Origin of the sequence: Chitinophaga varians, from assembly GCF_012641275.1 — a bacterium.
In the GTDB taxonomy this organism is placed as follows: domain Bacteria; phylum Bacteroidota; class Bacteroidia; order Chitinophagales; family Chitinophagaceae; genus Chitinophaga; species Chitinophaga varians_A.
Window position 1 is genome coordinate 2,203,205 of record NZ_JABAIA010000001.1, and the last position, 26,009, is coordinate 2,229,213.

Annotated in this window: 25 protein-coding genes; 8 read left to right on the forward strand and 17 right to left on the reverse strand. The window is 50.4% G+C overall.

Features of this window, described 5'->3' with window-relative positions; all coding sequences use genetic code 11:
• Positions 1–13: 13 nt before the first annotated feature.
• The 5 genes from mrdA to purD form a co-directional block, all read right to left on the reverse strand.
• On the reverse strand, positions 14–1,951 hold the full coding sequence (gene mrdA / locus HGH92_RS08915; RefSeq protein WP_168870380.1) for a penicillin-binding protein 2: 1,938 nt from the start codon (positions 1,949–1,951) through the stop codon (positions 14–16).
• A 118-nt stretch (positions 1,952–2,069) separates the two neighbouring features.
• On the reverse strand, positions 2,070–2,579 hold the full coding sequence (mreD, locus tag HGH92_RS08920; RefSeq protein ID WP_168870381.1) for a rod shape-determining protein MreD: 510 nt from the start codon (positions 2,577–2,579) through the stop codon (positions 2,070–2,072).
• Positions 2,576–3,463 carry a rod shape-determining protein MreC gene (mreC, locus tag HGH92_RS08925; RefSeq protein WP_168870382.1) on the reverse strand — a complete coding sequence of 296 codons (888 nt, stop codon included), beginning with the start codon at positions 3,461–3,463 and terminating at the stop codon, positions 2,576–2,578. The genes mreD and mreC overlap by 4 nt, the downstream gene beginning before the upstream one ends.
• Before the next feature lie 106 nt (positions 3,464–3,569).
• A complete protein-coding gene (locus tag HGH92_RS08930) occupies positions 3,570–4,592 on the reverse strand; it encodes a rod shape-determining protein (RefSeq protein WP_078669179.1) in 1,023 nt (340 codons plus the stop codon).
• Positions 4,593–4,818: 226 nt separating this feature from the next.
• Positions 4,819–6,096, reverse strand: a complete 1,278-nt coding sequence (gene purD, locus HGH92_RS08935) for a phosphoribosylamine--glycine ligase (protein WP_168870383.1) — start codon at positions 6,094–6,096, stop codon at positions 4,819–4,821.
• Between the two features lie 180 nt (positions 6,097–6,276).
• Here purD and HGH92_RS08940 point away from each other — a divergent pair, with 180 nt between their 5' ends.
• The 3 genes from HGH92_RS08940 (at position 6,277) to HGH92_RS08950 (ending at position 10,815) form a co-directional block, all read left to right on the forward strand.
• Positions 6,277–7,989, forward strand: a complete 1,713-nt coding sequence (locus HGH92_RS08940) for a peptide MFS transporter (protein ID WP_168870384.1) — start codon at positions 6,277–6,279, stop codon at positions 7,987–7,989.
• A 129-nt stretch (positions 7,990–8,118) separates the two neighbouring features.
• Positions 8,119–10,167, forward strand: a complete 2,049-nt coding sequence (locus HGH92_RS08945) for an OPT family oligopeptide transporter (RefSeq protein WP_168870385.1) — start codon at positions 8,119–8,121, stop codon at positions 10,165–10,167.
• 132 nt (positions 10,168–10,299) lie between these two features.
• Positions 10,300–10,815 (forward strand): hypothetical protein, encoded by a 516-nt coding sequence (locus HGH92_RS08950; protein ID WP_168870386.1) that lies wholly within the window; start codon positions 10,300–10,302, stop codon positions 10,813–10,815.
• A gap of 160 nt (positions 10,816–10,975) precedes the next feature.
• On the opposite strand, the gene HGH92_RS08955 is transcribed toward HGH92_RS08950, so the two are convergent.
• Genes HGH92_RS08955 through HGH92_RS08965 form a run of 3 tightly spaced genes read right to left on the reverse strand, consistent with a single transcriptional unit; the run spans position 10,976 to position 14,902 of the window.
• Complete coding sequence (locus HGH92_RS08955; protein WP_168870387.1) at positions 10,976–12,178, reverse strand: DUF1501 domain-containing protein; 1,203 nt, start codon at positions 12,176–12,178, stop codon at positions 10,976–10,978.
• Positions 12,179–12,202: 24 nt separating this feature from the next.
• Positions 12,203–13,651, reverse strand: coding sequence for a DUF1800 family protein (locus HGH92_RS08960; protein WP_247654851.1), 1,449 nt, complete (start codon positions 13,649–13,651; stop codon positions 12,203–12,205).
• Positions 13,652–13,693: 42 nt separating this feature from the next.
• Entirely contained in the window at positions 13,694–14,902 is a 1,209-nt protein-coding gene (locus HGH92_RS08965) for a molybdopterin molybdotransferase MoeA (protein ID WP_168870388.1), read from the reverse strand.
• 46 nt (positions 14,903–14,948) lie between these two features.
• On the opposite strand from HGH92_RS08965, the gene moaC reads away from it, so the two are divergent.
• Positions 14,949–15,440, forward strand: a complete 492-nt coding sequence (moaC, locus tag HGH92_RS08970; protein WP_168870389.1) for a cyclic pyranopterin monophosphate synthase MoaC — start codon at positions 14,949–14,951, stop codon at positions 15,438–15,440.
• A gap of 38 nt (positions 15,441–15,478) precedes the next feature.
• A complete protein-coding gene (locus tag HGH92_RS08975; protein ID WP_168870390.1) occupies positions 15,479–16,090 on the forward strand; it encodes an NTP transferase domain-containing protein in 612 nt (203 codons plus the stop codon).
• Here the strand turns inward: HGH92_RS08975 and HGH92_RS08980 are convergent.
• Together HGH92_RS08980 and moaD are read right to left on the reverse strand one after the other, a co-directional pair.
• Positions 16,065–16,469, reverse strand: a complete 405-nt coding sequence (locus HGH92_RS08980; RefSeq protein ID WP_168870391.1) for a molybdopterin synthase catalytic subunit — start codon at positions 16,467–16,469, stop codon at positions 16,065–16,067. The two genes, HGH92_RS08975 and HGH92_RS08980, sit on opposite strands and share 26 nt — an antisense overlap.
• 39 nt (positions 16,470–16,508) lie before the next feature.
• Complete coding sequence (moaD, locus tag HGH92_RS08985) at positions 16,509–16,742, reverse strand: molybdopterin converting factor subunit 1 (RefSeq protein WP_168870392.1); 234 nt, start codon at positions 16,740–16,742, stop codon at positions 16,509–16,511.
• A gap of 78 nt (positions 16,743–16,820) precedes the next feature.
• On the opposite strand from moaD, the gene HGH92_RS08990 reads away from it, so the two are divergent.
• Entirely contained in the window at positions 16,821–17,192 is a 372-nt protein-coding gene (locus HGH92_RS08990) for a DUF7009 family protein (protein WP_168870393.1), read from the forward strand.
• A gap of 2 nt (positions 17,193–17,194) precedes the next feature.
• Positions 17,195–18,160: a GTP 3',8-cyclase MoaA gene (gene moaA / locus HGH92_RS08995; protein ID WP_168870394.1), complete on the forward strand. Its 966-nt coding sequence runs from the start codon at positions 17,195–17,197 to the stop codon at positions 18,158–18,160.
• 119 nt (positions 18,161–18,279) lie between these two features.
• On the opposite strand, the gene HGH92_RS09000 is transcribed toward moaA, so the two are convergent.
• The 6 genes from HGH92_RS09000 to HGH92_RS09025 form a co-directional block, all read right to left on the reverse strand.
• Positions 18,280–19,023, reverse strand: a complete 744-nt coding sequence (locus HGH92_RS09000; protein WP_168870395.1) for a sulfite exporter TauE/SafE family protein — start codon at positions 19,021–19,023, stop codon at positions 18,280–18,282.
• 1 nt (position 19,024) lies between these two features.
• Entirely contained in the window at positions 19,025–20,110 is a 1,086-nt protein-coding gene (locus HGH92_RS09005; protein ID WP_168870396.1) for a HesA/MoeB/ThiF family protein, read from the reverse strand.
• Between the two features lie 18 nt (positions 20,111–20,128).
• On the reverse strand, positions 20,129–20,671 hold the full coding sequence (locus HGH92_RS09010; protein ID WP_168870397.1) for a GNAT family N-acetyltransferase: 543 nt from the start codon (positions 20,669–20,671) through the stop codon (positions 20,129–20,131).
• 64 nt (positions 20,672–20,735) lie between these two features.
• Positions 20,736–22,007, reverse strand: coding sequence for a serine--tRNA ligase (gene serS / locus HGH92_RS09015; protein WP_168870398.1), 1,272 nt, complete (start codon positions 22,005–22,007; stop codon positions 20,736–20,738).
• Between the two features lie 43 nt (positions 22,008–22,050).
• Complete coding sequence (locus HGH92_RS09020; protein WP_168870399.1) at positions 22,051–23,718, reverse strand: NAD+ synthase; 1,668 nt, start codon at positions 23,716–23,718, stop codon at positions 22,051–22,053.
• Between the two features lie 28 nt (positions 23,719–23,746).
• Positions 23,747–24,430 (reverse strand): porin family protein, encoded by a 684-nt coding sequence (locus tag HGH92_RS09025; protein WP_168870400.1) that lies wholly within the window; start codon positions 24,428–24,430, stop codon positions 23,747–23,749.
• A 156-nt stretch (positions 24,431–24,586) separates the two neighbouring features.
• Between HGH92_RS09025 and HGH92_RS09030 the strand changes: the two genes are divergently transcribed.
• On the forward strand, positions 24,587–25,615 hold the full coding sequence (locus HGH92_RS09030; RefSeq protein ID WP_168870401.1) for a hypothetical protein: 1,029 nt from the start codon (positions 24,587–24,589) through the stop codon (positions 25,613–25,615).
• A gap of 3 nt (positions 25,616–25,618) precedes the next feature.
• On the opposite strand, the gene apaG is transcribed toward HGH92_RS09030, so the two are convergent.
• Positions 25,619–26,005, reverse strand: coding sequence for a Co2+/Mg2+ efflux protein ApaG (gene apaG / locus HGH92_RS09035; RefSeq protein ID WP_078669198.1), 387 nt, complete (start codon positions 26,003–26,005; stop codon positions 25,619–25,621).
• Positions 26,006–26,009: the final 4 nt, after the last annotated feature.

The following is a 26,009-nucleotide window of genomic DNA, read 5'->3' on the forward strand; positions in this document are numbered from 1 at the left end:
ATTTCGTTGTTAGTTATTTAGTTCCGTTTTTCTTGATAATGGCGCTGTTGTTCAGCGAGTCCAGTTTTGATTTAGCCACCATGGCCGGGTCCAGTGTCACCGTTTCCATTACGGTTTTCATCAGGGCCTGTCTTTTGGAGGAGATGGAGTCCTTCAGGTATTTCTCCATCATGAGACTGGCGATAGGTGCCGCGTAACGGGCGCCGAAGCCGGAGTTCTCCACAATAACGGCCACGGCTATACGGGCGTTTTCAGCCGGTGCAAACGCCACAAATGCAGCGTGGTTTTTCAGTTTGGTCCGTTTACCGTCAACGATACCGTAGTTTTCGGCCGTACCGGTTTTACCGCCGATGGTGATGCCTTCAATCTGGGCCACACGGCCGGTACCGCTTTCCACCACGTCTGTCATACCATGGATTACAGCACTGTAGGCAGTATCAGAGATATGCGCCACCACGTGTTTTTCCTTGTATTTGTCGAGTAAATGGGTATCGTCATTATCAATGCTCTGCACAAAGTGCGGGATAAAGTAGGAACCGCGGTTGGCCACAATACACATGGCGTTGGCCATCTGTAACGGTGTCAGCGTCAGCTCACCCTGACCGATACCAAGGAACACGGAAGTGCAGGAGTTCCAGCTGCCTTTATACATTTTATCGTAGAACGCGGGCGTAGGCACAATACCACGGGCTTCGCTGGGCACGTCCACCCCGATGCGGTGACCGAAGCCGAAGCTGTTCATATAATCGGACCATTTCTGAAGCCCACCCGAACGAATGCCGCCAAACTTGGCCGCGTCCACACTCAGGCGATATACATGCGAAAAGTACGAGTTACAGGAGTGGGAGAGCGCCAGGCGCAGGTTGGCAGCGTGACCGGCGTCATGGTGTTCGCACTTGATGGGCCTGCTACAACCGTAGTAGGCGCCGCCACAGGGATATCCAAAGCTGGGCGTGATAACGCCTTCGTCCAGCCCCACCAGCGCGATCATCGGCTTGAAAGTGGAACCAGGCGGATAAGTGGCCTGAATGGCACGGTTGAAGGTCGGTTTCGTGGTATCACGGTTCAACAGCACCGAGTTAGTGCTGCGGTAGGAACCGGTAAGCAGGTTAGGATCGAAAGTAGGCGCGCTCACCATGGCCAGGATACCGCCTGTTTGCGGGTCGATGGCCACAATACTGCCCATTTTGCCTTTCATGAGTTTTTCCCCGAACTGCTGTAATTCAATATCGAGTGACAGGCGCAGGTTTTTACCGGCAACGGCGGCGCTATCGAATTCACCGTTTTCATAGGCGCCCTGGGGCCTGTTCAGGTTGTCTTTCACGAGGTACTGTATACCACGTGTGCCCATGAGCACCGCTTCATAAGTCCTTTCAAGTCCGGCCAGGCCGAGGTAGTCACCTGAGTTGTAGGAAGAATAAGCGGTGTCTTTGAGGCGTTCTGGCGAGATCTCTCCGATATATCCCAGGATATTGGCCGCCGCCGAATAAGGATAGGAGCGTATCTGACGGGGCACCAGCTCAAATCCGGGCTGGAAGAGGTACATGCTCTCCTGAAGCTGGCCGAACACTTCAGCCGGCAACAGTGGCGCAAAAACCGACTGTCTTACGCGGCCGTTTCTCACGATCGCGTTGACAATACGTTTCCGGAATTCTTCCTTATCGATGTTTAATATCTTACAGAGGTAGGCAGTGTCAATGTTTTTGGCGCTGGCCGGTGTTACCACCAGGTCGTAAAGCACGTCATTACTGAGGATAGCCCTGTTTTGCCGGTCGTAGATGATACCACGGCTGGGATATACCACTTTTCTGAGTACGGCGTTGGCATCCGCCAGCTTCGCGTACTTCTTCTCCACGATCTGCAGGAAAAACAACCTGGTAATGATCAGCACCACCATCCCAAGTATAATCGCCTGTATAACTCTTTTTCTGGGCTGATTAAAAACTGACATGCTATTGAGGACGGATAAATTTTAAAATGCTTGTCGTTGGCGGAAACAGCTGCCAACCTCCTTTTTTTCCGATGTATAAATTTAATAGTAATATTTGGCAAACGCTTCTTGCAGACTGCTATTTCTTTGTGAAAAAAAGCAATTCGTATAAAACGATTAAAATAAGGCTGGCAGCAGTAGAAAGCAGGATTTTCAGCATCAGGTACAATGGGTTGCCGAAGCCGAAAACTTCCAGGATAAAAAAGACCACGTGGTGCAGAAATACCAGCACCGCCGCATAGATCAGAAACTGCGAAACGCCCATACTGGTCATGGACGGCGTTTTCTGAGTGGTTTCAAAGCCACCCTGGGGCGACAGGACATTGATAATAAACGGTCGCAGGTAAGCGATAAACACGCAGGCTGCCGCATGTATCCCCATGGTGTTGGAAAACATATCGAGGGAGATACCCATCAGGAACCCAAGCAACATCACCACCGGGCGCGGCAGGTTAAAAGGCAGCGCCAGGATGAAAAGCATGTACAGATAAGGGCTCACCAGCTGGTGGATCAGTATCTTGTTGAGCACAAACACCTGTATCAGCAACAGGAATGCAAACCGGATAATATTTCTTAACAGTATACTCATTTAATCAACTTGTAAGTTGAGTCTTCTAGTCGTTGTTGTTCATCTTTCAGCAGATTTTCTATTACGTACACATATTGCACGTTATAGAAATTCGTGGCCAGTCTCAGACGGATATTATAAGAGGTGCCGGCTTTATCCGACATCATCACCGTGTCTACATAACCAATGGGGATATTTTCAGGAAACAGCGCTGAAAAGCCGCTGGTGACCACGGTATCCCCTTTATGTACTTTAGCGCTCTTCGGGATATCCTTTAACTGGGCATAGGTGGCATTGTCACCGTCCCAGTGTACAGACCCCATTTCCTTGCCCTGGCCCAGCCTGGCGCTGATAGACACCGAGTTGGATTTGGAAAGCATGGAAAGCACCACTGCATAGTTATCGCTCACGCTTCTTACCACGCCTACCACGCCGCTGCTGCTGATAACGCCCATATTGGGACGGATACCCTGCAGGCTGCCGCGGTGGATAGTCAGATAGTTGATGGGTTTGTTAACGGAGTTATTGATCACCTTAGCCTCAAAGTACTTATAGCGGCGGACCTGGGTGCCGATCACCCGGTGAAGGGTATCGTCGCTGTATTGGCGGATCGTATCTATTTTGAGGCCGGTGCCTGTCACCACAGAATCAAAGCTGGTGCGAACGGCATTGTGCAGGCGGGTATTTTCCGCTACCAGGCTGTCGTTGGTAGCTTTCAGGTGAAAGTAATATTGTACGTTGTTGTATTTGTCGTACAGCTTCCCACTAATATCATTGGCGGAGTTAAGGTAGGCAGATCGCTGCAGGTTATTGTTCTGGAATACCAACACAATACAAATCACTTCCAGCAGCAGAAATAAGAAGAAGTTGAAATATCGCCTAAAGAAAATGATTAAATTCCGCACAAGCGCGAGTCATTTAGAGATTTTATTATTTAGCTATTTGGTCATTTAGAGAGTCCTTTTCCCCGGAAATCTCTAAATAACCAAATAGCCAAATACCTAAATAGGTTTATTGCATCAGGAACGGATATTTGCCCACATGTTTCAAAGCGATGCCAGTACCTCTTACTACGGCACGCAGCGGATCATCTGCTACATGTACCGGCAGTTTGATTTTCTGGGCAAGGCGTTTGTCCAGGCCGCGCAGCAGCGCACCGCCACCGGTCAGGTACAAGCCTCTGCGGTAAATATCTGATGCCAGCTCCGGAGGCGTTGTTTCCAGCGCTTTCAGGATGGCTTCTTCGATTTTAAAGATAGATTTGTCCAGTGCTTCGGCGATCTCCTGGTAAGATACCATGATCTGTTTAGGGATGCCGGTCACCAGGTCACGACCGTTAACCGGGATATCATCTGGTGGGTTGTCCAGCTCTTTCAGTGCCGATCCGATATGGATCTTGATCTGTTCGGCTGTCCGTTCACCAATTAACAGGCTATGGTAACGGCGGAGCGCTTCCATAATATCAGCGGTGAATTCGTCACCGGCGATACGGATGCTCTGGTCGCACACAATACCTGCCAGGGCGATCACAGAGATACCGGTGGTACCACCTCCGATATCGATGATCATGTTACCCACTGGTTCTTCCACGTCGATACCGATACCCAGGGCGGCGGCCATTGGTTCGTGCAACAGGTACACTTCCTTGGCGCCTGCCTGCTCGGCAGAGTCACGTACCGCTCTCTTCTCCACTTCAGTAATGCTGGAAGGGATACAGATCACCATACGCCAGCTGGGAGCAAACAACGGCTTTTTAGGATAAACCATTTTTATCAGTTCCCTGAGCATACCCTCAGCGGCATTGAAGTCCGCGATCACACCATCCTTCAGGGGACGTATCGTTCGAAGATATTCATGTGTTTTTTCGTGCATCATCATGGCCTTCTTACCTACGGCCACAATTTTACCGCTAGCCCGTTCTATCGCTACAATGGAAGGCTCGTCCACAACCACTTGGTCATTATGTATTATCAGCGTGTTCGCTGTACCCAGATCAATCGCGATTTCCTGCGTTAAAAAATTAAAAAATCCCATTGTTGATACGGTCAAAAATTAGAATGCAAAAATGAATAATTCTAACGAATATACGATGCAAAAAGTGGATATTCTTGCAATAATACGGCTAAATATTAAAAAAAGTTATTTGTTGTTTAAACGGCAACCCGACATGATTATTTTACCATTTTAATATTTAGTTATTTGATCATTTGGAAAGCATGTTTCCTCAGAGAAACTTCCAAATAAAGAAACAACCAAATGACTAAATGAACTCGTAACCGATGTCCCGACGATACGTTTTGCCTTCAAACGAAATCTGCTCCGCGGTTTGCACCGAATGGGCCAGTGCCAGCGGCAGGCTGGCTGCCAGCGAAGTGATGGCCAGCACACGGCCGCCATTGCTCACGACTTGCGCGCCCGATTGTTTGGTCCCGGCATGAAATACCACCTGGTCCTGCGTAGGCGCTGGTATGCCGCTGATCTCCTTGTTTTTCTCATATGCTTCCGGATAGCCCCTGGACACCAGCATGACGGTGGCGGCTGCACGCGGATCTGCATAAATGGTTTGCGCTGCCAGCGTACCGTTTGATACCGTGGTAAACAATTCCAGTAAATCGTTTTGTAAACGGGGCATTACGACTTCCGTTTCCGGGTCGCCCATGCGACAGTTGTACTCAATAACAAAAGGCTCTCCTTCCACATTAATCAAGCCAAAAAAGATGAATCCGTTATATTTTATCGCTTCTTTTGACAAGCCCGCTACTGTAGGGCGGATTATTTTGTCTTCCACCTTTTTCATGAAAGCCGCATCGGCAAAAGGTACCGGAGATACCGCTCCCATACCGCCGGTGTTGAGGCCCTTGTCGCCTTCACCAATTCGTTTGTAGTCCTTTGCTTCCGGCAGTATCTTATAGGAATGGCCGTCCGTCAGCACAAACACAGACAGTTCAATACCAGTCAGGAACTGCTCTATCACCACGGTTTTGCTGGCATCGCCAAATTTGGCGGCACGGATCATCTGTTCAAACTCGGCCACGGCCTCTTCATGTGAACTGGTGATCACCACGCCTTTACCGGCAGCCAGCCCGTCGGCCTTCAATACAATTGGTAAGGAATGCTGCTGAAGATAAGCCACGCCTTCTTCAAAATTGTCTGCATTAAATTCCCGGTAAGCAGCTGTCGGGATCTGATGCCGCTCCATGAACAGCTTGGCAAAAGCCTTGCTGCCCTCCAGGCGGGCGCCCTCTTTGGAAGGACCCATCACCGGAATATGCTGCAGGGCGGCATCCTGGGCAAAGAAATCATAGATACCATTTACCAGGGCCTCTTCCGATCCCGGCACTACCAGGTCGATGGCATTTTCCAGGCAAAAAGCCCGGATCTTCTCAAATTCACTCACGCCCATATCGACGTTCGTTCCACATTGCGATGTGCCGGCATTGCCTGGCGCGATAAATAACTGGCCACACTGTGGACTTTGGGACATTTTCCGGGCCAGGGCGTGTTCCCGGCCACCACTACCTAGTAATAAAATGTTCATATGAATTGCCTAATAAATGCAGGTGCGAAAGAAAATGCAAAGAAAGATGAAAAAAGCACAAAAAACCATAAAAACTGACCATTTCCACCATTTTTTTACGAGATATCCTATTTTACTTTAAATTGCCGCATTTAGAAATTTACAGAACCTTAAAACGACTATTGCTAAAACTAACCATTTATGATGCAAACAGCTGTTGCACAGAAGCCTGCTGACGCCTCGTCAAAGGGGCATCCTAAAGGCCTTGCTGTCTTATTTACCACGGAAATGTGGGAGCGATTTAATTTTTATGGCATGAGGGCGTTGCTGACCCTCTTCCTGGTAAATGCACTGGCATTCTCTGAAGCTGAGTCTTCCTACGTTTATGGCGGCTTCCTCGGTTTAAGTTATCTCACCCCTATGCTTGGCGGATACATTTCCGACCGCTACCTTGGCAACCGGAACTGTATTCTGTTAGGTGGTTTCATTATGGGCATCGGGCAGTTGCTGATGGTACTCAGCGCTGCGCTTTACGCCACCAACGTGGACACTGCCAAACTGATTGTCTGGGTGGCCCTGTTCGTGATCATCATCGGTAACGGGTTCTTTAAACCCAATATCTCCTCCATGGTAGGCCAGCTGTACCCTAAAAACGACAGCCGCCTGGATGCAGCCTTCACTATTTTCTATATGGGCATTAACACCGGCGCCTTCCTCGGTATGCTGATCTGCCCGCTGCTGGGTGATGTGAAAGTTGACAACGTGAGAATGGTAGGCGCTTTCAAATGGGGCTTCCTGGCTGCCGGCATAGCGATGTTCCTCGGCACCGTCCTGTTCTATTTCCTGAAAGACAAATATGTGGTGACGCCCGATGGCGAAGCGATCGGCGGCAAACCCGACTTTAGCAAACCAGCCGCCAACCTCGCTGAAGGCGAAGCTGATAAGGCCAAATTCTCTTCCGGCGCTATTGTAGGCGTTCTGGGCCTCCTGGTGGTACTGTTTTTCATCATCCACTACCTCTCTCTCGATCCCAATCCAATCAAGTCCTGGCTGTATCCCTTCATCTACGCGTCCGGCATCAGCCTCGCAGTGCTGATCCTGACCGATAAAAGCATTACCAAAGTAGAAAGACAACGTATCCTCGTGATCTACTTTGTAGCCTTCTTTGTGATCTTCTTCTGGGCCTGTTTTGAGCAAGCCGGTTCTTCCCTCACCTTTGTGGCCGACTATCAGACAGACCGTCACCTTTTAGGATGGGACATGCCGCCGAGCTTTATACAAAACGCCAACTCCATCTTTATCATCGTATTTGCACTTCCTTTCAGCTGGTTATGGATGAAACTTCAGAAACGCAACCTGGAGCCCATCTCACCCATAAAACAATCCATCGGGCTGGCTTTGCTGGCATTGGGCTTCTTCATCATCGCCCTGCAGGTGAAAAACCTGGGCGCCGGCCAGAAACTCGGCGTCATCTGGCTGATCGTGATGTACCTGTTCCATACCCTCGGTGAACTGTGCCTGTCCCCGATAGGCCTGTCACTGGTGGCCAAACTGGCGCCCCATCGCTTCTCCTCCCTGCTGATGGGCGTATGGTTCCTCGCCAACGCCGCCGGCTACGCGCTGGCAGGCACACTGGGCGCCTTACTGCCGCCTACACAGGATAAATTTGAGCTGGCCGCTAAAAATAATATTGACCTCCAGGGCATCCTGGACGGTACCATCACTGCCACTGCCCAGCAACTGGACAAATTACATGAACTGAAACTGGCTGCCCACTACCCAACTTTCGCCGGTTACACGATCCATAACCTCTATGAGTTCTTTATGGTGTTCGTGATCCTGCCAGGTGGCGCCGCAGTACTCCTGTTCCTCTCTACCAGCTTCCTGAAAAAATGGATGCATGGCGTAAGATAACAGGCATACCTCTTATGTATAAAAAGGAAGACCGGAACAATACAATTTGTTCCGGTCTTCCTTTTATACGCGGTAAGTAACCCCGTAATTCGTAAATTTCAGCCCTTAACACTTTTTTACCTTATCAATATGGCTGACAACAACTTCAAACCATTTGTGCCGCCAGGCACTCAAATGAAAGAATTTACCCTCAAATCCATTTTACTGGGCTGCATCTTTGGGATCATCTTTGGCGCCGCCACCGTATACCTCGCCCTAAAAGCCGGTCTTACCGTTTCCGCTTCCATCCCGATTGCCGTAATTGCCATCACGTTAGGCAGAAAATTCTTCAACACCACCATTCTGGAAAACAATATCATCCAGACCACCGGTTCCGCCGGTGAATCCATTGCTGCCGGCGTAGTGTTCACCCTGCCGGGCTTCCTGTTCCTCAGCGATGGCGGTGGCGCCCAGTTCTTTAACTACTTCACCATCCTCATTCTGGCCATCTTCGGCGGTATCCTCGGCACCCTGATGATGATCCCGCTGCGCCGGTCGCTGATCGTGAAGGAACACAAAACGCTCCCATACCCGGAAGGCACCGCCTGCGGCGATGTGCTCATTGCCGGCGAGAAAGGGGGCGACTTTGCCCGTACCGCCTTCTATGGTCTCGGTTTCGCCTTTGCCTATGCCATCTTCCAGAAGATATTACATGTTATCGCTGAAACACCGGCGTACATGACCAAACAAACCAGCAGGTTTTTCCCTTCCGCCAAAATCAGCGCAGACATCACCCCGGAGTATATGGGTGTGGGTTATATCATCGGTCCGCGTATTGCGGGCGTACTGGTAGCCGGCGGCGTGCTCTCCTGGCTGGCCCTCATCCCGTTGCTGGCCTCCCTGCTGCCTGGCGACGTGATTGCCTCCCAACTGGTAAAAATCGGTTATCTCGCCAGCCTGCAAACACCTGGCGGACAAGGCAACTGGGACCCTGTGACCCATACTTTCGCTGATTATTCCTCCGCGGTATATTATGCCTATGTACGCCAGATTGGCGCCGGCGCGGTAGCGGCAGGCGGTTTCATCACCCTGCTGAAAACCATCCCCACCATCATCTCGTCTTTTAAAGGCAGCATCGGCGCTATCAAAGACCGTAAAGAAGGCGGCGACGCACAGGCAAACGTACTGAGAACGGAAAAAGACCTGAGCCTCAAGGTAGTACTGTTCGGCAGCATCGCCCTGGTGCTCCTGATGGCTTTCCTGCCGCAGCTCCCGGGCGATTCCATCGGCAAAAAAATGCTGGTGGGACTGCTGGTGGTAGTCTTCGGTGCCTTCTTCGTAACGGTGTCCAGCCGTATCGTAGGCCTGATAGGCTCTTCCAATAACCCTATCTCCGGTATGACCATCGCCACGCTGATGGGCACCTGCCTGGTGTTTATCGCTGTAGGCTGGACCGGCAAAGTATATGAGCCGATGGCCCTGGTGGTAGGCGGTATGATCTGTATTGCTGCCGCCAATGCAGGCGGTACTTCGCAGGACCTGAAATCCGGTTATATCGTGGGCGCTACGCCCATGTACCAACAGCTGGCCCTGTTCATCGGCGCCATCGTGTCTTCCATCGTGATCGGGCTGACCGTAAAATTCCTCGACAAGCCTACCGCTGAAATGATCAGCAAAGGCGTTACTGAACATGCTATCGGCAGCGCATACTATCCGGCGCCGCAAGGCACGCTCATGGCTACACTGGCCAAAGGCATCCTGTCGTTTAACCTCGACTGGCAGTTTGTGCTGGTAGGTGTATTCCTCGCCGTTACAATGGAACTGTGCAACATTAACTCGCTCTCCTTTGCGGTAGGCGCTTATCTGCCATTGTCCACCACTTTGCCGATCTTCATTGGTGGCGCTATCCGCGGCGTGGTAGACCATAAAAACAAAAAAGCCAATGTCCACACGTCCGCAGCAGAAGAAGAACTGGGCAAAGGCAATCTCTTTGCCACCGGCCTTGTGGCAGGAGGCGCTGTGGCAGGTGTCATTATCGCCATACTGGCCGGATTTGACAGCTCCGCTGCGATACTCGCCAAACTCAATATGGAAGACGGCCTCGCCGGTATATTAGGCCATGGCGGCTACTTTGTACTGGGATGTGCTTTCTTCGCCTTTATGGGCTGGTATCTCTATCGCACCGCCCGAAAAGCATAACATTCAAGTTATCAGGATATTTTAAGATGCCGGCACCGGAATGTAACAATACCGGGCCGGCATCCGTTTTTCTATTCTGAAAATGATTATTTTTATCGGAATTTTTATTACATCTTTCTATAATAAGTACCTATGCGCATACTTGTAACCGCATTACTCAGTGCCGTTGTAATCCTCGGCAGCTCCTGCGGAAAAGATAAAGACGATAGCAAAGACCGTAAGTTTGTTTCCGTAAGACTGGATAATAAAATCTATCTCAGCGAGAATCCCAAAGGAGTGGCTTACGCTCCTGACTTCCAGGACGATGATCCCACCAATGACTACTATAAACTGGAAATTACCGGGAAAACCGTCAATAACGATATTATCAACATCTCTATGGCCGGACTGAAAGTACCTTTCCCTCCGGGCGTATATCCCTGCACCAGAGCAGGTAACAGCATCCTGATAGTGATCAACAGCGGTGGCTATCCTGCCACTTACAGCTCACAAGGCAGCGCTGACTGTGTACTCACTGTCACCAACAGTAATAATATACTGGTGGAAGGGACCTTCTCCGGCACCGTGAAAGACCTCAGCGGGGTTGGCGGCAGCCGCACCATCAAAAACGCTGCCTTCAGAGCGATTTATAGCGTTACAGCACAATAATCCCAGGGCTGAAGCCCTGGGCTAGGTTTTGTTTTAGATGTGTTTATTGTCAATATTTCGTTATTGATGGTGTGAGGGCTTATATGTTAAACTGCCCTCTAAGCATACCTTTGTATAACAATAAAGCCCATGCTCCTGGCATGGGCTTTATTGCTTATTACTAAATGAAATCCAGCTTCGCATAGTCAGATTTCAGGATCATTTTATCATTGGCGCCCAGCCATTTATCTAACAGCGTGGCATATACGCTTTTGAAATCCACCTTATACTGCAAATCCCCGTCTTTCAGGTTCATCAGGTCTGGCCCGTCATTCAACACTCCCTGCCGTTTTAAAGCACCGCCTATCAGGAACATGTTATTGGCTGTGCCGTGGTCTGTTCCGCCGCTGGCATTCTGGCTTACACGCCGTCCGAACTCGGAAAAGGTCATTACGACCACATCCTGAAAGCGGTTATTCTTTTTAAGATCACCGGTAAATACTGTCAGGGCATCGCTCAACTGTTTAAAAAGCCGTGCCTGCTGGTCCTGCTGATTCACATGGGTATCAAAACTGCCGTGCGACACATAATACACTTTGGTATTGATATCAGACATGATCAGGTTGGCGATGGTGCGCATATTACGTCCCAGCTCGGTGCCGGGGTAGTTTTCTTTGGATTGATAAGTCTTGAACTGCTGTTGGATATAAGCGGCAGAAGAGATCGTTTCACCCATGGTTTTGTAGAGATACTCTACATTATGGTGTTCATCTTCATGCGCATGCTGTTGCAACAGATCTTTGAAAAACCGGTCATTGCTGGTATTGGAAAGGCGGCCCGGATCTGTCAGCGCCAGTCCTTTGTTATGCTCACCTTTCAGTGCCAGGCTTAAGGTATCGTCAATCTCCAGTGCCTGCGTGGGCTTATCACAGCCGTTGCACTGGGCGTCGAGGTAGCGGCCTACCCAGCCATCGCTCCATATTTCCTCTGCCTTGCTGGCTGAATGCCAGATATCCATGGAACGGAAGTGCGAACGGTCCGGATTGGGGTATCCCACGTTGTTGAGGATTCCCAGGGAACCGTCGTCGTATAAGGCTTTCAGTCCGTCCAAAGAAGGGTGGATGCCCAGGTCATCATTGAGCGACAAGGCCGTTTCCCGTTTAATGCCCAACGCCGGACGGGAACGGTAATAGATATCGTTACGGTAGGGGATGATGGTATTCAGGCCATCGTTGCCGCCTGACAGTTGTACAATCACCAGCACTTTATTGCCGGGAGGCACCAGTGCGCCGGTTTCCAGCGCTTTCAGAAACTTGGGCATCAGCACCGCTGCTGAGGCCAGGGAACCTACCTGTAAAAAACGACGCCTGTTAAGTATTAACATAACTAATAGCTTTCTGGTGAATGATTAACAAAGTTGATATTCCGGAGTGCTCATCACATCGATGGTAACCGTCTTGATATATCCTTCGCGGGAGCTGGTGTCAGCATATTTTTCCAGCAGCGTTTTTTTGATATTGCCGGGCTGTTGCAGCAACACGCCGGCGATAGTGTCCGCGAGGTTTTCGCGGGGAACATCGGCGTAGCCCTGAACATAAGGGTCCCAGTCGATCCGTGCATTTACTTTTTTGGCGAACTGCCTTTTCAGGAAATCATTGATCTGCAATGTCATTTTATAATTGCCGCCATCTCCCATTTCCGGTGTCAGTTCTTTAGGCCGTACGTTCAGCACCTGTGAGTACAGGATCACCTGCGGCACACGCATCCGGAACATGAGGCTGGAGCTGTCTATCCAGCTACGGCCACCGGGCCAGCCGGCCACGTTGGGCGGGTAAAACAGCATCTGTCCCAGTATACGCTGAAACACCAGCATCGTTTCCTCCTGCTCGAAAGCCATGGGAACGGTCCTCCGTATGCCTACCAGCAGCTCTATGGGCGATTTGATACGGTTGCCAATGTATTTGCTGTCATAAAACCAGTCGGCCATAAATATCTCCCGCATCAGTGTTTTGATATCATACCCTGAGTGATAAAACTTCTCTGAAAGAGACTGGATAAGGGTATCATCGGGTGTATCATCTACAAAATATTTGAATAGTTTGGTAGTGATAAAAGTGGCTGTTTGTTTTTGTTCCAGTAGTATTTTCAGTACATCGTCTCCATTGTAGTTACCACTTTTACCGAGGATATTTTTGATACCGTCGTCGTGTTGTTTTTCCCGGAACACGAATTGGCCATCTTCATCGAAGCCCCATCCGGTAAAGGCGCGGGCAGCTTCTTTAATATCTGTTTCCGCGTAATGTCCACGGCCCATGGTAAACAGTTCCATCACTTCGCGGGCAAAATTTTCGTTGGGATGCTGCTTACGGTTTTGTTGATTATTAAGGAACTGTAGCATGGCCGGAGATTTGGAGACGGCCGTCAGCAGGTCGCCGAAGTTGCCCAGGGCATTGTTCCTGATTTCGCTGATCAGCTGCTGGTTGAACAGCACGTTCTGTGTGCGGCAGGCAAAGTGGCCGTGCCAGAAGAGGCTCATTTTTTCACGCAGCGGGTGATCGCTTTTCTGCATCATATTCATCCAGGCCACGCTGAGGTCTTTGATGCCCTGTGTGTTCATTTCATTGACGGTTTTACGTTGTTCGGCCGTCATGTCTTTTGAGCGCCGGTAATCCGGCAGGTCAGTGGCGTTGATAACGTCTATCGATTCCAGTTCAGCCCGTTTAGGGCCGATCAATACTTTATTCACGATTTCTTTTCGCCGTCTTCTTTCCCAGTCGGAGATAACGGGCAGGGTTTCACCGAAGCCGGCACGCCAGGCGAGATGTTGCATTTCCAGTTTTTTGGCAACTACAGGCATACGTAAATAGTTTAATCTAAGACTGAGTTTTGCCGCCCGGGTTTAACGAAATCTCCAGACAGGATAACAACTTCCTTTTTCAAAAATATTCTTATCCTGTGGCAACGCCATAAAAGCATCGGCAAGCAGCAGGCTGGCAAGGTCCCCCGAGCCATGGTAAGGCTGGGGAACAGCACCCATGGTGCCATCGGGCAATGATTGCAACTTAACAGGAAGATAATATTCCAATGGAGGATTAAAAGTCACTGTTTCCTGCAACACGGCATAAACGGGTGCTTCTTCCTGCGCTCCCATAGCAGCTTTCAGCCAGGGCAGCACATAACGGTAATAACACATAAAACCCGAAACCGGGTTGCCTGGCAGGGCAAACACCACCGGACCATTGGCGAAAGTGCCGAACAGGAAAGGCTTTCCGGGCCTTTGTTGCACTTTATGAAAACGTTGCTGCATACCCAATCGCTGCAGTACCGCCGGCAGGTAATCATATTTCCCGGCAGATACCGCCCCGGAGCTGATCCACACATCTGTCTCCCGCAATAATGGTTCCAGCCGCTCCTGCATGGCAGCTTCCTCATCGCTCAGGTGAACGTATACTGCGGTAATACCGCATTGCTGCAAGGAAGCCATCAGGCTATATATATTGGAGATGCGCACCTGGTGTTCTTCGGGGGTGGCATCTACTGGCACCAGTTCATTACCGGTGGCAATCACAGCTACCCGCGGCAACCGGGCCACCGTTACAAGCGTTTTCCCGACAGTGGCCAGCACGCCCGCTTCCGCAGGGCCTATCAGGGTCCCCGGTGACAACAGCACGGTGTCTTCCGCCACATCGGTGCCTTTGCGATGAACGTTCTGTCCCTGTGTTACGTTACCAGTGATGGTAAAACGGCGGAACCCTTCATGGTCAGTGGCTTGCAGCTGTTCGTAAGGCACCACGGTATCTGTCAGTTCCGGTAAAATGGCGCCGGTCATCACTTCAATGCAATTGGCCGTATTGGACAACTGTAGCCGCGGAGCGCCGGCGGCCTGTATATCTTCCACACCAAAAATCTGCTGCCCGCGGGCAAAACTGTCGTACAGGATGGCAATACCATCCATCGTAACCCGGTCGAACGGCGGAAAAGGCCTGTCAGCTTTAACGGGCTCACGCAATATGCGCCCGGTGACCGCTTCAAAAGGCAGCACTTCTGTGCCCATGTCCTTCACGGTCTGTAATACGGCAGTATACGCAGCAGCAACAGTCAGCATCATTTTGTATTATTTTTGTACAGGTGAAAGTGATTAAATTTATGATATTATGGCCAATCCATCAAGCAGCGATTTTACCCATCTCGATCCCTCCGGTCAGCCGGCAATGGTAGATGTAAGCGGCAAAGGCAGCACTTATCGTGTAGCCGTTGCCGAAAGCCGGGTGTATTTACCCGCACTGGTACGGGAACAGTTCCGCAACAACGACATACAAACCCGCAAGGGCGCAGTGTTCCAGACGGCCATCATAGCCGGTATCATGGCGGCCAAAAAAACGCCGGACCTCATTCCGCTCTGCCACACCCTGTTGCTGGACGGCTGCGATGTACAGATACATCTTGAAGAGGAAGAAGCCATTATCCGTTGCACTGTAAAAACCACCGGCAAAACAGGCGTGGAAATGGAAGCCCTCACCGGCGCCAGCGTAGCTGCGCTCACCATCTATGATATGTGCAAAGCATTCACGCAGGAAATGATCATCCGCCAAACCCGGCTGATCAGTAAAACCGGCGGCAAGCAGGACTACGGGCATGGCGGATAGTCACACTAAACAGACTGATTTTTTGAAAAGAGTAAGCTATGACAGGGAATAATATCGCACCATTAAAAGGACTGGTACTTTGTGGCGGGCAAAGTACCCGCATGCAGGAAAATAAAAGCAGGATCAGCTATCACGGTATGCCGCAGTGGCGATACCTGGCGGATTTACTGACGTCTTTTAAACTGGAAACGTATCTGTCCTGCCGGAAAGATCAACAAACAGATTTTGATCACTATTCCCGGTTGATATCTGACAGCGTGCCTTATGGCGGCCCCTCCGCGGGACTGCTAAGTGCTCATCAGGCGCAACCTGACAGCGCCTGGCTGGTGCTGGCCTGCGATCTTCCGCTGATCAGCCGGCAGAGCCTTGAAATATTGGTCCGCGAACGTGATGCGGAACAATCGGCCACCGCCTTCATCAGTCCGGTGAATGACCTTCCGGAGCCACTGATCGCTATCTGGGAGCCTGCCGGTTTGCGCGCTTTATGGCAAAATGTGGAGGCAGGCAAAAACTGTCCCCGTAAAACGTTGCTGAACACCCATATACGGCTGCTGCACAATCCTTACGCCACCGAACAATATAATGCCAATACGCCAGAAGAAAAGGCTGTGGCCCTGAAGCAGGTCACTGGCCAATCTCTCCGTCCGTAAAAAACTCTTTCTTCCAGATAGGCACTGTTTCCTTCAATGTGTCGATGGTAAACTCACAGGCGTCAAACGCAATACCACGGTGTGCCGAGGCCACAGCAATCACCACGGCAATATCGCCGGGATATTTGTCGCCGATAGCATGCAGCATCACCAGTTTTTTGATGTCCCACTGTGCTTTTACCCGGTCGGCTATTTTCTGCATCTCGCTGAGGGCCATCGTTTCATAACATTCATAAAACAGTTTCGTCACCCCGCGGCCACGGGTATCATTCCGCACTGTTCCGGTGAAAATCACCTCTCCGCCGCATTCCGGCGACTGGATAAAGTCCAGCGCTTCCTGTACGGTAATGGTATCTTTGATGGCTATTAATGTGTCCATAATTATTTTTAAAATCCTGTGAAAGCGCCTTTGCGGGAACTATCCGCCGCTCACCGGCGGTATCACCGCCACTTCATCACCTGCACGGATGATTTGTGTATCAGTCGCATATTCCCGGTTGACCGCTATCATCAGGGAACTGAGCTGCTGCATGGCAGGGTAACGGTCATACAACCACTGTTTCAGTTCCGCCACATTGGTCACCGTTTCCGGCAAACCAACCAGCGCCGCACCGGCAATATCTTTCGCCACACCAAAAAGCAGAAGGCCCATACATTGAAATTTGTTGGTTAAAACTACAATATAGCAGTGATAAAATAGTACTTTTAATACCGGAGAAAATCACTTTCTATGAAGATCAGGATAAGAGGGAACAGCATCCGCTACCGGTTGGACAAAACAGATATGGAGCTGCTGGAAACTACCGGCAAAGTTGAGTCTATCACCCATATCGGCGCGGGCGTGCTTCATTTTTGCGTACGTTCCAAAAGCATCACCGACCCGGTGATCAAAATGGAACACGACGGCGTACATCTGTTACTGCCGGCAGAGACGTTACAGCGCTGGTACACACCGGACCAGGTTGGCTTTGAATTAATACTTCCCAATCCTGATGGTTCTGAGCTGAAAGTATTGGTGGAAAAGGATTTCCAGTGCCTTTCCCCAAGAAATGAAGATGACAGCCAGGCTTTTGAAAATCCGAACGCAGGCAAAAACTGCTGAACATGCTGACGGACGCCCATCATCGTATAATCGATTACGTTAGACTGTCGGTAACAGACCGTTGCAATCTCCGCTGCACTTACTGTATGCCGGAGCACATGCGGTTTGTTAAATCGTCCGCACTGCTTACAGATGCAGAAATCGTCACGCTGCTGGAAACACTGGCGTCTGCCGGCATCTCGAAAGTGAGGATCACCGGTGGAGAACCGTTTCTTCGCCCGGGCCTTATTCCCCTGCTGGCCAGTATTAAAGCTATTGCCGGCATACAGCAGATAGCCATCACCACCAACGGCGTGCTTACCCACCGTTATATTCCCGACCTGAAAGCACTGGGCATTACCCATGTCAATCTCAGTCTTGATACGCTGCAACCTCAACGTTTTCACCAGATCACGCGCCGCGACCGGTTCGCTGCTGTCATGCAAACACTGGACAGCCTGCTGGCCCATCAGCTGCAAGTGAAGATCAATGTGGTGGTGATGGACCAGGTCAACACAGACGAGCTGGTACCTTTTGCAGCGCTTACACGCGAGCTGCCCGTATCAGTAAGGTTTATTGAAGAAATGCCATTTAATGGCCAGGGACATGCCTTTTCAGGCATCAACTGGAATTATGAAACTATCCTCGATACGCTACGGGAAAGATACACCCTGCATAAATTACCGGATGCGCCCCATTCCACCGCGCTCAACTACAGTATTCCAGGCCATGCCGGCAATATCGGCGTGATTCCTGCCTATAGTCGCACTTTCTGTGGCACCTGCAACAGACTTCGTATATCCGCCACCGGTAGTGTCAAAACGTGCCTTTATGGCCCCGATGCTTTAAATGCAAGAGACCTGATGCGGTCAGGAGAAGCGCTGCTGCCGGCTATTCAGCAGGCATTGCATCACCGTGCTGCCAACGGGTTTGCAGCCGAACGGCTGCACGCCGGCACACCGGAAAGCATGTCTGTGATAGGAGGATAAAATCAATTACGAATTACGAATTACGAATTACGAATGGAGGGCTGTTTTATGGAAAGGTTACTAAATAACCGCTCTATAAAACAGCCCTCCATTCGTAATTCGTAATTTATAATTCGTAATTACTTTATGAGCATTCTCACGCCTGCATATAAAATCAACACCGCCGTAGCACCCGCCACCCATTTGGGTTTCAGCACACGGGCACTCAGCCGCGCACCGATTTGCCCGCCAATAATTACCGCCAGCAACAGTGGACCGGCGAAGGCAGGTTCAAATACAATGGCTTTTTTTGCGGCCTGTCCCAGCAGCCCTGAAATAGAATTAACGAGGATAAAGAAGCTGCTCAGTCCTGCCACGTTTTTTGCGGTATCGCACTTGCCCAGCCGCAATACCGGCGCCAGGTAAATACCACCGCCGATGCCGGTCATGCCGGACAGCAGGCCGATAGCGCCGCCGATAAATCCATACAGGACACCGTTACCTTCCCGCAGGGTTTCCGTTTGCTGGTTACGCTCAAAGAACAACCGGTAGCACATGAACACGGCTGCCAATGTAAGCGCTACGCCCAGCAACAGGAAAAAGGTTTCCTGCTTAAGTGGCAGATAACTTCCCACAAAAGCCAGCGGCACGCTAACGAAAGACAGCAACAGCGCCTTCTTCATCGGAAGATGGCCGCTTTTGTAAAAATGATACACGCCACCGGCCACCACGGCCACATTGCATAATAAAGCGGTGGACTTCATCAGTTGAAAATCGATGCCCCACAAAGCCAGGATAGCCAGGTAGCTGGAACCACCTCCGAAACCGGCCGCAGAATATACCAGCGCTACCAGGAAAAAGAGAAGACAGAGTTCTATGGTCACATTAATAAGTTTGCATCTGGTCATCAATGGCACAGGCCCAGGCATGAATACCACCTTCCACATTATACACCTGTTTGAAGCCCATCTCCACCAAACGCTGTCCCACGGCACGGCTACGCATACCATGATGGCACAGTACCGCCAGCGGCGCTTCAGGTTGCAGGGCGCTCACACGGCCCAATACCTGTCCCATAGGGATATGAATGGCCTGTGGCAGATGGCAGATCTCCCATTCGTCATCTTCTCTCACGTCCAGCAGTTGCAGGGCATCGCCTTGCTGTAGCCATTGCTGCAGCTCTTCTACAGACAGGGATTGCAGATTATTCACTTCACAAACAGTTTGTTGATAGTTGTCTGCCAACCGTGTTATCTGTTGATTGGCAGCTACCGGTGTAATATTAAAAGTTAGGTGGGTATTATGTAAGGTGTCAATTGTCAGCAGCTGGTTTTTCAGCGGTGTGCCAATGCCGGTGATCACTTTCACCACTTCATTGGCCTGGTAACAACCGATGATGCCGGGCAGTACGCCCAGTACGCCTATTTCGCTGCAATTCAGCATCTCGCCTGATTCCGGCGCGTCAGGGAAAATACAGCGATAGGTAGCGCCACCCTGGTAGTTGAACACGCTCAACTGTCCTTCGTATTTGTAGATGGCGCCGTATACCAACGGTTTGCCTGCTATTACACAGGCGTCGTTCACCAGGTAGCGGGTGCCGAAATTATCAGAGCAGTCCACTACTACGTCATACGCGCCGATAATGTCCAGCGCATTGTCTGTCGTAAGCCAGGTATCATGTGGCACAATCTGTATTTCCGGATTAAGTTGTTGCAGCCTTGTTGCGGCCAGCGCCAGCTTGGGTTTCCCCTGATCGGCGGTATAGTACAGCACCTGCCGTTGCAGATTGGTAACGGATACGGTATCATGCTCCACAATTCCTATTTTTCCTATACCCATGGCCGTTAGGTATTGCAGCACGGGCACTCCCAGTCCGCCGGCGCCAATCACCAGCACGGACGCGGCCTGCAATAAACGCTGCTTTTCCGGGCCAAAGCCTTCCAGTCTTGTCTGTCGGTCATATCGTTGCATAACAAATCGTCTTTATGATCATGGTTTTACCCGGCGGTACATCGTCACCAGGTCGGCATATTGCCCTTCTTTCTGTTGTATGCCGTAAGGCAGGCGGCCACATTCCAGGAACCCGAAGTTACGATAGAGATGCATGGCTTTATCGTTGTTTCCAAATACCTGCAGGTATATCAGCTGTATTTTTGCATGTTGTTCGGCCCAGCGCAGCATAGCGGTCATCAGCCGGCGGCCGATGCCTAGACCGCTCCAGGCGCGCTCTACGGCGATGCCCATTTCAGCGGTATGCCCTCTTTTATAATATCCGCTATGGTTTACGGTGATAGACCCTACCAGTGTATCATTAACAATGGCGACCAGCATCAGCTGGTCGGGGTTCTTCAGGTACGTTTTGATAAAATCCTCTTCTGATTTCTCATTCAGCTCCAGGGCCTCTCCGGGGGTGAACAACAGGAATTCTGTTTCCTGCGTCATCCGCTGGAAATTACGCAGCAAGCCGAGGGCATCTTCCACCACCGGTGGCCGGATGATCAGTTCTGCTCCGTTGGGCAAAAAATGTCTCATGGTACGAAAATAAAAAAAAGCAGCCGGTTTAGGGCTGCTCTTTATCATCAAAAACAGATGGTGTTTATGCAATTTTGTCTGCGCCGAAATAGCGGTGCAGTACGGCTGGCAACTGAATACCCGCTTCCGTCTGGTTGTTTTCCAGCAGACAGGCCATAATACGCGGCAGGGCCAAAGAGCTGCCATTCAGGGAGTGGGTCAGCTGTGGCTTGCCGTTGGCTTCTTTGAAGCGGATCTTCATGCGGTTGGTCTGGTACGTCTCAAAGTTAGACACAGAGCTCACTTCCAGCCATTTCTGCTGGGCGGCGCTGTACACTTCAAAATCGTAGGTAATGGCAGACGCAAAACTCATATCACCGCCGCACAACCGCAGAATACGATAGGGCAGCTGGAGGCTGTTGAGCAGTTTCTCCACATGGGCCACCATCTCGTCCAGCGCTTCGTAAGATTTCTCCGGATGTACAATCTGTACCAATTCTACTTTGTCGAACTGGTGCACCCTGTTGAGGCCACGTACGTCTTTACCGTAGGAGCCGGCTTCACGGCGGAAGCAAGGGGTATATCCGGTCATTCTGATAGGCAGATCAGTGTCTTTCACGATTTCATCGCGGTAGATATTGGTCAGCGGCACTTCTGCTGTGGGGATCAGGAAATAGTTGTCCTCCGTGGCGTGGTACATCTGTCCTTCTTTATCAGGCAACTGGCCGGTACCAAAGGCAGAGGCTTCGTTTACCAGGTAAGGAGGGGCGTATTCGGTATAACCGTTGTCCAGGTTAAAATCCAGGAAGTACTGTATCATGGCACGTTGCAGGCGGGCGCCCTGTTTCTGGAAAACAGGGAAACCGCTGCCGGTGATTTTATTACCCAGTTCGAAATCTATCAGCTGGTATTTTTTAGCGAGGTCCCAGTGAGGCACGGCATCAGCGGCCAGCGTCGGGATGTTGCCACCACGGCGCACTTCCACGTTCTCTTCCGGGGTTTTACCGGGAGGCACCATGGCAGCAGGCAGATTAGGCAGCTTAACGAGAGTATCGTGCAGCGCTTTTTCGGTAGCGTTCAGCTCATCATTCACAGGTCCCAGTTTCTCTTTCAGGGCGTTTACGGCAGCACGTTGTGCTTCGCCTTCTTCTTTTTTGCCCTGCGCCATCAGTTTACCGATCTCTTTGGAGAGACTGTTCACCTGCGCCTGTGTTTCATCATATTCCTGTGTGAGGCGCTTACGCTTGTCGTCCAGTTCCAGCACTTCGTCTACCAGGCCTGTTTCTTTAAAATTTTTCAGGGCGAGACGCTCTAATACCAGTTCTTTATTTTGACGTATAAACGGTACTTGTAACATGTTGTATTATTAAAAAATTTGCTCAAAGATAGAAAAATAGCATTTAGCTGAGATATTTACCTACTATCGGTATCCGGCGGCCCACACCAAAGGCCTTGGAAGATACGCGGATGATAGGGCAGAATTGATTCCTTTTGTATTCATTGGTGTTGACCATCTTTAAGGCCCGCGAAACCAAAGCGGAGTCAAATCCCTGAGCAATAATTTCTTTAGGTCCCTGGCGGCGCTCTATGTACTGGTACAGCAGTCTGTCCAGCACTGTGTAGTCCGGCAGGCTGTCGCTGTCCTTTTGGTTGGGGCGCAGCTCTGCAGAAGGGGCCTTGTCAATGATATTTACCGGGATGATCTCTTTATCCCGGTTGATGTACCGCGCGAGGGCGTACACCTGCATTTTGTAAACGTCGCCCAGTACGGACAGGCCACCGGCCATATCGCCGTAGAGGGTACCGTAGCCGGTAGACAGCTCACTTTTGTTGGAGGTGTTCAGGAGGATATACCCGAATTTGTTGGAAAGGCCCATCAGCAGGTTGCCGCGGATACGGGACTGGGTATTTTCTTCTGCCACATTGAAGGGCAGTCCTTTAAAATACGGCTCCAGCGTGGCCAGAAAACTCTCGTAAATATCATTGATGCGGATGATATCATAAGGGTTGTCCAGGTTTTTAGACAACGCCACGGCATCATCTACAGAATGTTCAGTAGAATAAGGGGAAGGCATCAGCACGGCCCGTACGTTTTCGGCGCCCAGCGCCTCACACGCAATGGCGAGGGTCACGGCGCTGTCGATACCGCCGGAAGAGCCCAGGATGGCCTTTTTGAAACCCATCTTGCCGAAGTAGTCGCGGATGCCCAGCACCAGCGCGTCGTATATCCGGTTGATATTGTGATCAAACACCAGTTCCGTCAGGGGTGTGAAAGCCTCCATTTTAGCAGGGGCTTCACCTTTGGAGAGCAGGTCTTCCAAATTCACGCCGCCCATGGCTTCGGTGAAGTAAGGCAGTTCCTTTACCACATTGCCGGCAGCGTCGTAAATAAGGGAGCCGCCGTCGAACACGATCTCTGTCTGGGAGCCCACCGTATTACAATAATACATGGGCAGCTTGTATTTGAGCACATTGGCGCGGATGATCTCTTTACGGTCTTCATCGTGATCGTAATCAAACGGGGAAGCGGAGAGGTTGATCATCACGTCCGGCTGCTGTGCCATCAGCACGTCCATCGGACATATACGGTACAGCGGGTTGTCACCCAGGTTCCAGATATCTTCACAAATGGTCACAGCCAGTTTTTTCCCTTTGAATGGAATGATGTTCCATTCGTAAGAAGGCTCGAAGTAACGGTATTCATCAAAAACGTCGTAGGTGGGAAGCAGCGTTTTATGCACCACCTGCTTTACTTCCCCTTCATGGAGGAACCACGCTGCATTGAACAGGTCCTTGCCTTCCCTTTGCGGGTTGCGGGCCGGGCAGCCTACCAGTACAGCGATATCGTGCGTATGCGCTTTGATCACGTCTATGGCATGGTAACATTGCGCAATAAAATCTTCAAACTCGAGGAAATCGCGTGGGGGATAACCACATACACACAGTTCGGAAAACACCACCAGTTCAGCGCCCTGTGCTTTGGCAGCGGCTATTCCTTCGATGATCTTCTGTGTGTTGTGTTCAAAATTACCTATATGATAGTTCTGTTGTGCCAGTATAATTTTCATACCCTTGAAAAAAGTTTAAGATCGACTGTTAAAAATATACGCCCAGCCGCAGCGCAAAGCTATTCATATTTACCTTACCATCATCCCATTTGCCGTTTCGGGTAACGTCCACGAAACCGTTCTGGTAGGTAAGGCCTACAATACCGGTGAGGGTTTCACCCAGCGGGTATTCCACGCCGGCGCCTATCAGCATGCCGATATTGATGCGGTTCATCTGTGGCAGTATGTTTACCCTGTCATGCGTTTCATTCAGGGAGATAACATCCGCCCGGCCGCTGACCGGGAAAGCCAGATAGGTACCGAACTGTCCCCAGAAGTTAAGATCGTTGGCCGAGGTGGTTTTCAGCTTCAGCGCCACCGGTACTTCGATGTAAGTAAGTTTCATGTTGTATTCTGCCGGATTGGCCCTGAACTCGCTCAGTCCTTTGCCGGCATCATATTTCAGCTTACTGCCGCCCAGCACTACGTTAAAACCCGAGGCCAGCGCATAATTGCCGGCTTCGTTCAGGTTGAAATCAGCCATCAGCCCGAAACTCAGTCCTCCTTTGGAGCTGTTGCGGCTTACGCCCGACTCCTGTGGCTTCAGTATCGAGATCATCGGATCTAATTTAAAGCCCAGCCGTACTTTACGGACAAAAGTACCCTGTCCGCTCTGTGCCATCCCTGCTGTTGCTATCCCTAATGTTAATGCCAGCAAAAAAAACCGCTTCATATGATTCATTTTAACGATGAAATTACGAAAATCAATTACGAATTACGGATTACGAATTACGAATTGATAACCTATTATCGGACATTTCACTAGGTAACAGCCTAATAAACAGCCCCGAATTCGTAATTCATAATTCGTAATTCGTAATTTTACTGAATGCGAAACAATCCCACATATTCCCTGCTGACTGGCTGCCTTGCGGCACTGCTGCTGTACGCCTGCAAAACCGGCAATAAAGCTCCGGACGTAAGCCATATACCCATGAACGTTAGTATCCAGCGGTTCGATTCGGCGCTGTTCACTATCGACACCAATGATATCCAACCCGGGCTCACCCGGCTGCATCAGTCCTATCCGCTTTTCATGCCCATCTATATTTCGGAGATCATGAACTTTGGCGCTTATGCAGACAGCAGCCAGGAAGTACAGCGCCAGCTGCGGCTTTTCCTGACCAACCGTGATTTCCGGCAACTGGAAACCGCCGTGTCTCAAAAATACGCTAACGCCGGTACGCTGCAAAAACAGCTGGAAGAGGCGTTTCGGTATACCAAATATTACATTCCCGCTTTCCGTGCACCCAAAGTGATCACTTTTACCTCCGGTATCGCCAATTATGGTGCCATTACGATCGACTCCATCCTGGGGATAGGGCTGGACATGTATATGGGGGCCGATTTTGCCCCTTATGCCCAGATACCTGACTATCCTGATTATATGATCCGCCGTTTTGCGCCGGAGTATATTACCACCAACTGTATGCAGGTACTGCAACAACAGCTGTATCCTGCGCCCCGTAACAGTGGTGGCCTGCTGGAACAGATGATCGAAGCCGGCAAACAACAGTATTTCCTGTCCAAAGTACTTCCCAATACGCCCGACTCTATCCGCTTCGGCTATACGAAAGAGCAGCTGCAATGGTGCCATGATAATGAAAAGCTGATCTGGCAGTTTTTCGTGCAGAACAACCTGTTATACACAACAGACTGGCAGCAGATCAACCTCTTCATGAACGACGCACCGGCCACACAAGGCATGCCCGAAGGATCTCCCGGAAAAATCGGCTACTTCGTGGGCTACAGTATCGTGAACAAATACATGGAAAAACATGCTGACGTAAGCGTTCAGCAATTGATGGAGTCGAAAAACCTGCTGGAAATATTCAAGGCGTCCAGGTACAGACCGTAAAGGTTAGTTGAGCTTAAAGGGAACCACCATCTGGAATTCAGGAATCCTTACTTCAAAGATTTTCTTGTCCAGTTGGTTTTCCATTTGGTAGGTACCGTACATCTTGCCTATTTCAGTGCGAAGGTTGGAACCCGAGACATATTGATAAGTCTCGCCGGGGGCCAGTAGCGGCTGTACGCCTACCACGCCTTCACCCTCCACTTCACGGTGGGTGCCGTTGGAATCAATGATGTACCAGTGGCGGCGCAGCAATTTAATGGGGAAAGTATTGTTGTTCTCAATGGTGATACGGTAAGCAAACATGAATTCGCTTCCAATAGGATTAGAATAATCCGGCTGGTAGAATGTTTCCACGCTGATAGTGATTCCCTCTGTTACCTTCTTAACCATAAAA